This window comes from Pedobacter sp. AC402, assembly GCF_979252805.1.
Genome location: NZ_CEEDAI010000009.1, coordinates 373805 through 385964, shown reverse-complemented (window position 1 = coordinate 385964; position 12160 = coordinate 373805). Strand labels below are relative to the sequence as shown.

Here is a 12160-nt window from a genome sequence, read left to right as displayed (position 1 = left end):
AGACGTAAATATGTTAAAAATCGGCAACTATGAACTAATAACTATCAACTAACAACTAACAATTGTCAACTGAAAACTACTCAATCTTCTTCCCCTTCATTGCTGTGGAAATCGCTGCATCCATTACGCGCTCTGCAAAAGGACGTGTAAATTCATTCAGGTCATCAGCTTTTTTCAAAATGGTATCTTTTTCCTGGGTAGACAGTGCTGTTTTTAGTGCTTCTATGTAGGCAACCGTTTCTGCAATTTCAGCTTCAGTTAAATGTTCTGCATGTTTTTTAATAAAACCTTCAGCGGTATAAACCAGTTGCTCGCCTTCACTTCTTGCTTCTATCAGCATACGTTGTTCTACATCACTTTTTGCATGCTCAATGCTATCTAAAAGCATTTTTTCAACAGTGTCATCACTTAAGCCATAGCTTGGTGTAATTTCTATCTCTTGTTTAACGCCAGAACGTAATTCAATTGCCTGAACGGTTAAAATGCCGTCGGCATTTAACAAAAAGTTAATATCTACTTTAGGCAAACCGGCAGGCATCGCAGGAATTCCTTTTAAATCAAACTCTGCCAGTTTTCTATTTTCCTTCACCAGATCACGTTCACCCTGATAAACAGAAATTTTCATGTTTACTTGTCCATCGATAGAGGTTGTGTATTGGCGACCTGCTTTTGTAGGTACTTTACTGTTTCTGGCGATAATAACGTCCATTAAACCACCCATAGTTTCTATACCTAGAGATAATGGCGTAACATCCAACAATAAGATATCGGAGCGGTTTCCAGCCAAAACATCAGCCTGAATGGCTGCCCCAAGGGCTACTACTTCATCAGGGTTGATGTTATCCTGTGGTTTTTTACCGAAGAAATTTTCTACAGCCTGTTTTACATATGGTGTTCGGGTAGAACCTCCCACTAAAATTACTTCATCAATATCGCTGGCAGATAAATCTGCATCTTTTAATGCATTTTTACAAGCGGTGATGGTTTCTTCGACCTTCGATGAAATTAACGCTTCAAAAGTTTGTTTATCAAGCGTACACCAAATATCGCCAACCTGTTCGTTATATAAATTTTGAGTTGATAAGGCTTTTTTCGCTGCCTCTGCCTGTAAACGCAAAGTTTGCATCAATATATTGTTTTGCGCAACTTCTGCTACATCAAGGTTGTTTTTTTTCAGCCAATAATTTAAAATGGCGCGGTCAAAATCATCGCCACCTAAATAAGTATTGCCGTTTGTGGCCAAAACTTCGAAAATTCCATTCTGAATCTGTAGAATAGAAACGTCAAATGTTCCTCCGCCCAAATCGTAAACTGCAATTGTTTTTTGTTGCGAAGGGTCTAATCCAATTCCATAAGCCAAACTTGCCGCAGTAGGCTCGTTCACAATGCGCATTACATCTAAACCGGCAAGCTTTCCTGCATCGCGGGTGGCCTGGCGTTGACTGTCGTTAAAATAAGCTGGAACAGTAATTACGGCGCGGTTAACAGGAGTTTTTAACGCATGTTCTGCTCTTGCTTTTAGTTCTTTCAAAATCTCACCGGATAATTCAATCGGTGTGTAGAAACGGTCGCCGGCATGGATTTTAACCAACGCATCGCTTTCATCGTCTATAATCTTGTAAGAAAAAATATCCTTGTGTTCGGCTACATCTTTGTAAGAGCGGCCTAATAATCTTTTTACAGAAAAAATGGTGTTTGAAGGATCTGTTGTTAAGTATTCTTTCGCTTCATTACCTACAACGGCCTCATTTTGGCCATTAAAATATACCACCGATGGTACCAATATTCCTTTACCTGCATCGTTAATTACCTGTGGATTTTTATCTGGATTGATAAACGCCACCAAACTATTGGTTGTGCCTAAATCGATTCCAACTATAATTTCTTCCTTCTGAAACGAACCTGTAGCAAGGTTAATTGATATTTTTGCCATGGTTGCAAATTTACAATAATGTTGTAAGGTTTTAGGGTTGAAATGTTTTAATGTTGTCAAGATTGAAATTCGTTTTTCTCAAATTGAACTAGGGTTTGGAAATGAAGTTTTCAGTAATTCTTTGGTTGCTGCAGTCCTGCTGTCCCTTTTGCCGATTGAACGATCGGCATCCGTACCATCAGGTTTATTTTACAAGGATTGTATTGCGTGAGTGTGAAGGTGTTTTGGTCTGTGGGTACACAGACCGAGGGATTATTATATAATTATTTGGTCATGAACTACCTAATCTCCATTAAAACCTCCAAACTACTTTCTATTCTTCTCTTCAATCCACAAGCTCATGTACTTTGTGCTTTGTGCAGTGTGGTGATTTAGAATTTGGCCAAAAAAATTATCCTGACGGTGTTTAATTAAACCTGAAATTAATCCTTCAACTTCTGATGTAAAATGATCAATAAAATGTTTTGCCGAATATCTTTGGTTAATAATCTGAATACCATGTTGTTGCGCTATCTGCCAGCTATTTTTATCCTGATAAAGTTCTACGGCTTTATCTATAAATTCGTCTAAATTATCCTCAACATAACCGTTCCATTCTAAATTGCCTTTCATGGCTTCTGCACCGATAGAAGTGGTAACGGATGGTGTACCTGTCTGCATGGCATCGATAAATTTGCCTTTTACTCCTGCACCAAATTGAATGGGTGCCAACAATACCTTATGTTTGGAGATGGTTTCTTTAGCATTTAGTGCTCTACCTTTGATTATAAATCTTTCGGCTTTATTATCCAGCTGTAGAACCTTTTGAGAGGGGTATGAACCATAAATATTAAGCCTTGCTCCAGGGAGTTTTTTCCGTAGTATTGGCCATATTTTGGTTTTTAAAAACTGTACGGTATTCCAGTTCGGTTCGTGCAGGAAGTTACCTATGAAAATAAAATCAGATCGATCTTCAAACGGTATCCAGTTTTTGAAGGTATCGGTATCAATTTCTTCTTCAAGAAAAGGTAGATAATAAATCAATGAGCGGTCAATTTTAAAATCTGTTGTTAAAATATCCATCTCAGTTTCTGAAATAATTAAGGATAAATCACAACGTAAAATTGACGCAATTTCTCTTTTAGCGGTATCTGAAAATAAATCTAAAGCTTGTTTTTTCTTATCGCTCAGCTCGCGGGCACTCCGCAGTAAATGTAAATCCTCAGTATCTAAAATTCTTAGTGCATGGGGGCATTCCTGCTGTACTCTCCAGCCATACTGTTCCTCAATCATAAAACGATCGAAAAGTACGATTTCGGGATGCAGTTCTCTCAAAAATGCGTTAAAACTTTCGTTATTCAGTTCAATTTCCTGCTCAGAAACACCAATTCCATTAAAATTATAACTGAAATCGCTTTTTGATGCTGCTGACGCAAATGTGATCTGATAATTTTTTGATAGAAATAAATTAACCAGTTGGATCATTCTTGTTCCCGCTGCCGATGAAGTGGGTTCGGGCCACACCAATCCGATTATCAATAATTTCTTAGCACCTTTATTCATGTTCCTGCAAAATAAACTCTTTTTTTCGGCTCCCACAGATAAATTTAGTTTTGCAGCGTGAAAAGTAAAATCTACATGATCTAAAAATCTGCCCGAAATATTAAACGTATCTTAAATATTCCTAATTTTGCAGCTCAACACAAAGCATTACATGTTAGGATTAAAATTATTGACAGACCCGCGTTGGGCAAATATTGCGGAATCGAATTTAGAGGAAATTTTATCTGATCATGCCTGGTGCGAACAAAAAGCAGCAACAAATGCAATTACCTTAATTACGCAAAATTCTGAATATCAGGATCTTGTAGATGAGTTAACAGCGATTGCCAATCGAAGAAATGCAACACTTTCAAATGGTAATAAACATTATAAAAAAACGCAGTTATACCTTAAGTAGAGAACGGAAAGATGATTATGTAGGCCGTTTGGTAAAGTTTCAGCAAAAAAGATGGTAGCCGGAATATGGCATTTATTGACAGATTGTTGTTTGCCGCAATGATTGAAGCCAGAAGCTGCGAGCGTTTCAGGGTATTATCGTTAAATATAAAGGATGAGGAACTGGCCAGGTTTTATCACGAATTAATGGTATCGGAAGCTGGCCATTACACTACATTTTTAAATTTCGCCCGTAAATACAGTACAGATGTAGATGTGGATAAACGCTGGAAAGAGTGGCTGGATTTTGAAGGAGAACTGATTCAGAGTTTCGGAACTAAAGAGGCAATACACGGATAGTTAAGTTTTCGGTTTGCAGTTTTTCATCGTCAACTGTTAATTGGCAACTGTCAACTCCTTTTTATGTATATTCCATAACCAGATTACAATATCCTGGTAGCTATCTATTCCTTTTTTTTGGTTGTTTAACTTTAAAAAACTATCGAAAGCGGCATCCATGTAACCGAACATATCGCCATTGTATTTTCTCCAAAATTCTTTTTCGGTTTTAAAATCTGCTAAAACTTGTGGCAAAATTTTCGAATAAAGTATTTTATAATCGTCAGGAGATTTCATTCTGATTTCGAACAAAATATACCGCAACATTTCATAATTGGCAGAATATTGGTAATTCACATCACTACTGTTACTGGCCGTTAGGTACCCCAATAGGTTAGCTTCGTCTTCGTAGGCAATGCCAAGTTGATGTCCGATTTCGTGGCAACTTACATAAGGTTTTACAAAGTCAGGAAGATTCATATTCATATTGGCTTCGCCTGAAAGCGGGGCATAATAGCCTTCGATTCCGATTTTACTAATTATCCATGCGTTTAAAACCGACTTTAAACAAGGGTTTTGATATCGAAATAATTGATTTTTTTGCGACATGAGTGAATAAGCTTCTGACGATTTTACTTCCAGTTCCTTAATCGTATAAGCGGGGATTTTGCCTTGTTTAAGCTTTAGGTTATTGGTTTTTTGCACAAAATAATCACCCAGGAGAACCAATTCTTTAAGGTTATACTTTTCATTGCCTATGCCTGATTCTTCACTAACACTTGGTCGACTGTAATTTAAGCCCCATACAATTTTAAAAATGATATAGAGAACCAGAAAAAAGTTGAGCACTTGTAAAGGAACAAAAATCCTATCCGTCTTTTTAAGTGCTTTTCGTTGCTTATAAAACCTAAAAATCTTATAAAATACAAACCCAATAAGTAATGCATAAATGATATCGCCGATGGCAAAAGGGAAAATGGACGATATAAATCTTAATGCTGAAGAAATATAAGGGTAAAAGCCTGTTGAATAATATTTTTGGACAAGGGTGGGGAAGAAGCCAAAGGTGAAAATTAAGATGGCAAGACCAAGTGAAATGAATAATTTGATGAGTAATCGTCGGGCTATCATTATTTATTTATAATGGCCTCTTAGTGAATGGATATGTAAGGCATCGTTTAATATCTGATAGATGATTCTGTGTTCGCGATTTATTCTTCTGGACCATAAACTGGATAAATCATATTTTATTTTATCATGTTTTATACGTCACCCAAGAGCTTATTTCCATAAATCTTCTACGGCAATTTTGACACCTTTTTCCGCTTTCATTTGTTCTTGACTTCTTTTTATTTTAGCTACAAATTCTGGGTTATACGGACTTTCTTCTGTTTCAAAATCGATCTTCAAAACTTTCATAACAACTTTCAAGGCAGTAGCTTCTTCTTCGTTTTTTGGATGTGCAATTAATGTTTCCATATATAATAACTTTATATTAAAACAAATATAACAAATCTATCTGGCAAAAGTTAGGCGTTTTCCGATCTGATCAGTCGTGAATTTACCTTTTTGATAAGCTAAATTGCCTGATACAAAAGTATGTGTAATACTCGCCTGGAAAGTATCTCCATCAAATGGGCTCCAGCCACATTTGTAAAAATTATTAAGCTTGGTTACCGTCCATGAATCTTTTAAGTCTACCAAAACTAAATCAGCCCAGTATCCTTCGCGTATAAATCCGCGTTTTTCTATATCAAAACAAATCGCGAGGTTGTGTGCCGTTTTTTCAGCAATTTTCTCTAAAGAAATTTTACCCTGTAAATGCATTTCCAGCAAAGCAGGCAAAGCATGCTGAACCAATGGCCCTCCTGATGGAGCCTGACTGTAAGGCTGTTGCTTTTCTGCCAATGTATGTGGTGCATGATCTGTGGCAATTACATCGATATAATTTTCTAACACACCTTTGAGCACCCCTTTTTGATCATCTTCAGTTTTCACAGCCGGGTTCCATTTAATGAAATTTCCCTTTGCTGCGTAATCCTTATCGTTAAACCATAGGTGATGCACGCAAGCTTCGGCTGTAATTTTTTTATCTTTTAATGGAGTAATGTTATCAAATAAAGCAATTTCTTTTGCTGTAGAGATATGTAGAATGTGTAAACGCGTTTGATAAGTTTTAGCCAGTTCTACCGCTAATGAGGATGATTTATAACAAGCCTCAGCACTACGGATCAGTGGATGCATTTCAATTGTAAGATCCTCACCGTATTTTGCTTTAAATTCGGCAAGATTATGGCGGATAGTGGCTTCATCTTCGCAATGGGTTGCTACCAAAATCGGTGCTTTGCTAAAGATGTTTTCTAACGTTTTTTCGTTATCAACCAGCATATTTCCTGTGGATGAGCCCATGAAGACTTTAATTCCGCAAACATTTTTTGGATCCGTTTTTAGTACCTCTTCAATATTATCGTTACTGGCGCCCATATAAAATGAATAATTGGCCAGCGAAGTTTGTGCGGCAATTTCATATTTATCAGCCAGTAAATCTTGTGTTAAGGTATTGGGTACAGTATTAGGCATTTCCATAAAGGATGTAATCCCACCGGCAACGGCAGCCATACTTTCGGTAAAAATATCTGCTTTATGGGTTAAGCCCGGCTCGCGAAAATGCACCTGGTCATCAATCATTCCTGGTAAAAGGTATTGGCCTTCTGCGTTAATTTCTTGTGCATCGGCAGCAGATAAATTTTGTCCTATTTTGGTTATCAATCCATCTTTTATCAATACATCAGCAACAATTTTTTGTCCTTCATTTACAATTGTGGCGGCTTTTATCAGGTAAGTATTCATACTTTCAAAGGTAAAAATAGATTTGAGAAGTTAGATAGGAGATTTGAGAATTTTGACACGCTGGTTAAGCAGAAAGAGGTACAGAAGAGTTTTAATGTTACTGTTTTGAATGAAATAAGGCGGCAAATTACTGGCATGAAGTAGAGCAGATTGTGGGGCTCGATTAAAGAAGAATTCCTGAAATTGCTTTACTACCCATTCTTATAAAAGGAGCCCTGTTTTTGAATGTGATCTAAACCATCTGCCTAACACCTTCAAACCCTCAACCTTAATCACTATCTTTGTGCGCTATGGCAAAATCGTTCGAAGAATTTAAGTTAAACAGGCAAATTTTAAATGCAGTTGCCGATGCAGGTTACACCGTTGCCACGCCGATACAGGAAAAAGCAATTGCTCCGGTATTATCGGGACAGGATATTTTTGGTATTGCCGAAACCGGTACAGGGAAAACCGCGGCTTTTGTTTTGCCTATTTTAATGCAATTAAAATATGCTCAAGGTGAGAATCCCCAGGGCTTTGATTTTATCTCCAACCCGCGAATTGGCCATGCAGATTGCAGAGCAGGTAAAGTTGTTTTCTACACATACCGATCTACGTTCATTGGTAATTTTTGGTGGAATTGGTCCAAAAACGCAGAAAGAACAGATTTCTAAGGGTATCGACATTTTGATTGCTACCCCTGGAAGATTTTTGGATTTGTATTTGTCTGGCGATATCAATACCCAAAGTCTTAAATTTTTAGTGTTGGATGAAGCTGATAAAATGATGGATATGGGCTTTATTGGCTCAATTCACCGAATTTTAGAAATTGTTCCACGTAAACGCCAAAATTTGCTGTTTTCGGCTACAATGAGTGAGCTAGTGCAAAAAATTGCCGGCGATTTCTAAGAATAATCCACTTGTGATTGAGGCATCTGCGCAAGCAACCCCGGCTGCAAATGTTACACAGGCCTTATTTTACGTTCCGAATTTTAAAACGAAAATTAACTTGCTTCAGCATTTGCTAAAGAATGACGAGGCTTTTAACCGCCTGATTATTTTTTGTAAAACCAAAACCGTTGCAGATAACATATATAGTTTTATCGAACGGAGGTATGGTGCCGATAATGTTCGCGTAATACATGCCAATAAAGGTCAGAATACAAGAATTAACTCTATAAATAGCTTCAAAGAAGGCAATATCAGGGTTTTGGTTGCTACAGATGTTGCGAGTAGAGGGATTGATGTGAGTGATGTAAGTCATGTAATTAATTTCGATGTGCCTATCATTATTGAAGATTATGTGCACCGTATCGGGCGTACAGGTAGGGCTTTTGCCAAAGGCGATGCGATAACTTTTGCTACAGATGCTGAAAAATATTATATCCGCAAAATCGAAAAACTGATCCGCCAGTATATTCCTGTTGTTGAAATTCCTGAAGGAGTTTTTATTGATGAAACCCCTTACGAAGAACGTCAACACATTGCAAAGGAAATTGATATGCAAAAACGGAAAGAAGATCCTGATTTTAAAGGTGCTTTCCATGAGAAAAAACATGCTGCTGCAATTGAAAAAAAGGTAAGGGAAAAAGCGAAAGCAAAGGCCGGAAAGCAGATTAAGAGCTTTAAAAAAGGTAAAAAATTCGATAAGAAAAAGTAATAAACCCGACGCAATTAAAATAAGTATTAATTTTCTAAATAATTATTTAAATCGTCAAAGGCTCCATCTGACAATTTAAAACAATAAATAAACACAGATGAAACTTAGGATTACGCCTTTGAATATCATTAGTGCCGCAGGATTAGGGCTTGTGGTTGTAAATCTTTTATCGGATAAAAGTACAGCACCCAGACATGTAAACATGGATGGTTTTTACCTGCTTATTTTAGCTTGTTTAATTGTGGTAACATTTATAACTGATATGATTTTTCGTTTTACCCTAAAAGATTTAAAAAGAATTTGGGTAGTAGAACTGATTTTCATTGTAATTGCAGCAGTAATTATGTTGATTTTACAAAAGGTAACGTAATCAAACCGTAAAAATCGCTGTTCAATCTTTATCGGTTTAAGCAACCAATCAGAGGAATCAAATTAAATAAGCATCTTTGCATCCGGAAAAATTAACCGATTTAGTTGGAGAAATCTATTGAAGCGGTGCAATCAATATTAACATGAGAAAAGCAGAAATTAAAATAACAGTTGAGTTAGACGATAACAATATGCCAGAGAATATTCTTTGGGAAAGTACCGATGCACAAACAACAGATCAGGTGCCGGTAAAATCGATGATTCTTGCCCTTTGGGATCATAATTACAAAAACTCGATGCGTATTGATCTCTGGACAAAAGATATGCCTGTTGATGAAATGAAACGTTTCTTTTACGAAACTTTGCAAACAATGGGAGATAGCTTTTTGAAAGCCACAAACGAAACTTTAATAGTTGAAGATCTGCGCGATTACTGTGCACACTTTGCCGATAAAATGGGGATTATTGAAGGGCAGTAGTTTAGTCAATAGTTAATGGATAAAAAATGCCAGGCATTTAGCTGAAAATTTTGAAACCAACAGCTTGTTGTCAGAAGTGGTAATCAATTCTAATAGTTTTCGCTTTTAGGGTTTTTGAAAAATGCAAATTAGGCTATTACACTATAGGCAATCAACAATTGCACATTAACTAATGCTGAAACAGATACTAATCTAAACAATTTATCCATTAAAGAAGTTTTGAGATAGGCAGACCAATTAATTATATTACCGTGGACTATCATTAACTCTAAACAGTTGACCATTCATAAAATTAACCATTATAAAAATGTTAGTATTAAATAAATTCAGGGCTTGGTTAGGCATAATATTATGCGTTATTGCTGGTTTTTGCCCAATTTTAAAGGTACCTATTAAAGGGAACTGGAATTTGTATCAATCTGATGCGCGTTTATTTCTAATTACCTATGCGATAATAGCCATTTCAGTTCTATTCCTTTTTATCAGAAGTGTTGGTGCATTTAGGTTTATGAGTTTTGTAATGGCAATATGGTATGTTTTAGCAGTTGTAGCCGTTTATTTTACCGCCAACAATTACACCAAGTATGGTTTTGCCAATAAGTTGATCGGTAAAGTAGTACATTTCCAATGGGGTTGGATTGTACTTTTGGTAGGCGTTATATTTATGCTCTTTAGTGTTAAACGCGGCGAAAAAATTACAGCTTAAACTTTTTCGTGCAATTGCGAGGTTAGTTTAGCTACCTCATATCCTTTAGCTTTACATCTGGCTACTATTTCATCATGAGTTTTCTTTGGCATTGTTTGATTACGGCTCATGATGAACGAAAATTTATGATCAGGGTGGCCTACCACCACATAAGAATAATCATCAGCCAGCTCAATAATCCAGTAATCAACCTTTATCGGCCAAATAAATTGCGCCTGTAATTCTCCTTTATCACCATCTTCTGAAGGAAACATTTTCGAACTCCTTGAGTACACCTTATCATCGCCCGGTTTTTTATAGGTAGTAAATACATTGTAATAACCATCTTTATTCAAGGTATACTTTGTGGTTGTTTCCCGGCTTCCTCTATCAAAAATTGTAGGAATAGAATATAACGAATACCATGTTCCAGAATATTTTTTTAAATCTAATTTAGCCACCAGACATTTTTTTCCATGGGCAGGTAAGTTAAAAGAACAAGCAGGAGTGAGCAGATCGTTTTCATAATAGTAGGTTTTGCTATTATTTACGGATTTGACCCAATTTTGGTTTTAACAGTGTTAGTCTAAAGTAAAATAATCATCTGCATCCTCCTCCAGCGGGATATAAATTCTTTCCCCATTCAATACCATCTACAATTTCCCAGGTATGCCCTTCTCCAGCGGTATCATTGGCAATAAGCACAATTCCTGGTTCGATAACAAAGGTTTCTCCGTTACTAACAGTAAACTTCAATTTACCTTTAAGCGTAATAACATATTGTCTCCTTGGTGCCGGATGAGGGATTTTCTCTAAAGTGGAAACATCGGTTTGAGCAAAAAAGTAATTTGCATTAATGTGCTGGCGGATTGGGATCTTGCCAGTTTCAAATGCGCATTTGTCGCCATCAATATTGATTAAACGTATAGCTTTTAAGTAGTTGTTTGGCGTTCCGGCTTGGTTTGTATTCATCTGCTAAATAAGGGTTAAAATTTTAATTCTGTTTGTCCTTTTCTGGCAACTTCACTTTCATGTTGAAGCAGCCATTTTTTGCGCCATAAGCCGCCCGCGTAACCAACCAGTTTGCCGTTGCTGCCAATTACCCGGTGGCAAGGTACTACTATTGCAATATTGTTTTTTCCATTTGCCGATGCAATAGCCCTTATCGCTAAAGGATGATGCGCCGAAAATTTGGCATATGAAGTGGTTTCGCCAAAAGGTATGGTTAATAAATTATGCCAAACCTCCTGTTGAAACGCTGTTCCCGTTTGTTTCATAGGGAAATTGAAAACCTGCCGTTCGCCTTTAAAATAATCATTTATTTGCCTTGCAACATTAACGGTAAGCTGGTTTTCTGCCATACCTGTAGTATCTTTTTCGGCAAAAGTAACAGCATACACAAATTCATCATCAGCAAAGATGGTTATTTTTCCAACTGGCGATTCTATAACTGATGCATAATCCATGTTTTCTATGCCTTCTGTACTTTCGTGGCTAATTTCCCTAGGGTTTTATCTAAAACAAAATTACAACAATACAACAATTTAAGCGCGCAATATTTATCAATAAAAGTATATTTGCGGTTATGCAATTGGCCAAAGAGGTTAAATATTTAATACATAAGGAAGTACTGTTAGAGTGGCGTTCAAAATATACCATTCATGGTGTATTACTCTATGTGGTTTCTACTATTTTTACCTGTTACCTGTCGTTTGTTAGCCTTGGCGATAAATTAACCTGGAATGCTTTATTTTGGATTATCATGCTTTTTGCCTCAATTAACGGCGTATCGAAAAGCTTTTTGCAAGAAACTAAAGGACAGCAATTATACAGTTACATTCTGGCCAGCCCTGCTGCAGTTTTAATTTCTAAGATGGTTTACAACATCCTTTTAATGCTGGCTTTGACTACAATTGCGCTTGGATTTTACACATTTTAGTTTTTGGTAC

The 12160-nt window shown here is 36.7% G+C and carries 15 protein-coding genes and 1 pseudogene; 7 read left to right on the top strand and 9 right to left on the bottom strand.

Annotated features, from left to right (window positions below):
• Positions 1–76: 76 nt before the first annotated feature.
• Positions 77–1933 (bottom strand): Fe-S protein assembly chaperone HscA, encoded by a 1857-nt coding sequence (gene hscA / locus AC0IWE_RS12325; RefSeq protein WP_471793293.1) that lies wholly within the window; start codon positions 1931–1933, stop codon positions 77–79.
• Positions 1934–2239: 306 nt separating this feature from the next.
• Positions 2240–3475, bottom strand: a complete 1236-nt coding sequence (locus tag AC0IWE_RS12320; RefSeq protein ID WP_471793292.1) for a glycosyltransferase family 4 protein — start codon at positions 3473–3475, stop codon at positions 2240–2242.
• A gap of 151 nt (positions 3476–3626) precedes the next feature.
• On the opposite strand from AC0IWE_RS12320, the gene miaE (AC0IWE_RS12315) reads away from it, so the two are divergent.
• Positions 3627–3872 carry a tRNA isopentenyl-2-thiomethyl-A-37 hydroxylase MiaE gene (gene miaE, locus AC0IWE_RS12315; RefSeq protein WP_471793291.1) on the top strand — a complete coding sequence of 82 codons (246 nt, stop codon included), beginning with the start codon at positions 3627–3629 and terminating at the stop codon, positions 3870–3872.
• A gap of 65 nt (positions 3873–3937) precedes the next feature.
• The gene (gene miaE, locus AC0IWE_RS12310; protein ID WP_471793290.1) at positions 3938–4210 is read left to right on the top strand and encodes a tRNA isopentenyl-2-thiomethyl-A-37 hydroxylase MiaE; all 273 of its coding nucleotides are present in this window, start codon (positions 3938–3940) and stop codon (positions 4208–4210) included.
• Positions 4211–4246: 36 nt separating this feature from the next.
• Here miaE (AC0IWE_RS12310) and AC0IWE_RS12305 read toward each other — a convergent pair whose 3' ends face one another.
• The 4 genes from AC0IWE_RS12305 to AC0IWE_RS12290 are packed head-to-tail and all read right to left on the bottom strand — an operon-like array spanning position 4247 to position 7039.
• On the bottom strand, positions 4247–5320 hold the full coding sequence (locus tag AC0IWE_RS12305) for a DUF3810 domain-containing protein (RefSeq protein WP_471793289.1): 1074 nt from the start codon (positions 5318–5320) through the stop codon (positions 4247–4249).
• A gap of 3 nt (positions 5321–5323) precedes the next feature.
• A complete protein-coding gene (locus AC0IWE_RS12300; protein ID WP_471794034.1) occupies positions 5324–5440 on the bottom strand; it encodes a type II toxin-antitoxin system YoeB family toxin in 117 nt (38 codons plus the stop codon).
• A gap of 30 nt (positions 5441–5470) precedes the next feature.
• Positions 5471–5668 carry a DUF2683 family protein gene (locus tag AC0IWE_RS12295; protein WP_471793288.1) on the bottom strand — a complete coding sequence of 66 codons (198 nt, stop codon included), beginning with the start codon at positions 5666–5668 and terminating at the stop codon, positions 5471–5473.
• Between the two features lie 36 nt (positions 5669–5704).
• Positions 5705–7039 carry a dihydroorotase gene (locus AC0IWE_RS12290; protein WP_471793287.1) on the bottom strand — a complete coding sequence of 445 codons (1335 nt, stop codon included), beginning with the start codon at positions 7037–7039 and terminating at the stop codon, positions 5705–5707.
• Between the two features lie 290 nt (positions 7040–7329).
• On the opposite strand from AC0IWE_RS12290, the pseudogene AC0IWE_RS12285 reads away from it, so the two are divergent.
• The 4 genes and pseudogenes from AC0IWE_RS12285 to AC0IWE_RS12270 all read left to right on the top strand — a co-directional run bounded on the left by AC0IWE_RS12285 (position 7330) and on the right by AC0IWE_RS12270 (position 10232).
• A pseudogene (locus AC0IWE_RS12285) lies at positions 7330–8678 on the top strand (DEAD/DEAH box helicase).
• A 97-nt stretch (positions 8679–8775) separates the two neighbouring features.
• Complete coding sequence (locus AC0IWE_RS12280; RefSeq protein WP_471793286.1) at positions 8776–9048, top strand: hypothetical protein; 273 nt, start codon at positions 8776–8778, stop codon at positions 9046–9048.
• Positions 9049–9190: 142 nt separating this feature from the next.
• On the top strand, positions 9191–9526 hold the full coding sequence (gene gldC, locus AC0IWE_RS12275; protein ID WP_055914613.1) for a gliding motility protein GldC: 336 nt from the start codon (positions 9191–9193) through the stop codon (positions 9524–9526).
• Between the two features lie 307 nt (positions 9527–9833).
• Positions 9834–10232, top strand: a complete 399-nt coding sequence (locus tag AC0IWE_RS12270) for a hypothetical protein (protein ID WP_463493183.1) — start codon at positions 9834–9836, stop codon at positions 10230–10232.
• Here the strand turns inward: AC0IWE_RS12270 and AC0IWE_RS12265 are convergent.
• The 3 genes from AC0IWE_RS12265 to AC0IWE_RS12255 all read right to left on the bottom strand — a co-directional run bounded on the left by AC0IWE_RS12265 (position 10229) and on the right by AC0IWE_RS12255 (position 11677).
• Positions 10229–10672, bottom strand: a complete 444-nt coding sequence (locus tag AC0IWE_RS12265) for a lipocalin family protein (RefSeq protein ID WP_471793285.1) — start codon at positions 10670–10672, stop codon at positions 10229–10231. The two genes, AC0IWE_RS12270 and AC0IWE_RS12265, sit on opposite strands and share 4 nt — an antisense overlap.
• Positions 10673–10811: 139 nt before the next feature.
• Entirely contained in the window at positions 10812–11183 is a 372-nt protein-coding gene (locus tag AC0IWE_RS12260) for a cupin domain-containing protein (protein ID WP_471793284.1), read from the bottom strand.
• Positions 11184–11197: 14 nt separating this feature from the next.
• Entirely contained in the window at positions 11198–11677 is a 480-nt protein-coding gene (locus tag AC0IWE_RS12255; RefSeq protein ID WP_471793283.1) for a methylated-DNA--[protein]-cysteine S-methyltransferase, read from the bottom strand.
• Positions 11678–11796: 119 nt separating this feature from the next.
• On the opposite strand from AC0IWE_RS12255, the gene AC0IWE_RS12250 reads away from it, so the two are divergent.
• Positions 11797–12150 (top strand): heme exporter protein CcmB, encoded by a 354-nt coding sequence (locus AC0IWE_RS12250; RefSeq protein WP_471793282.1) that lies wholly within the window; start codon positions 11797–11799, stop codon positions 12148–12150.
• Positions 12151–12160 lie beyond the last annotated feature (10 nt).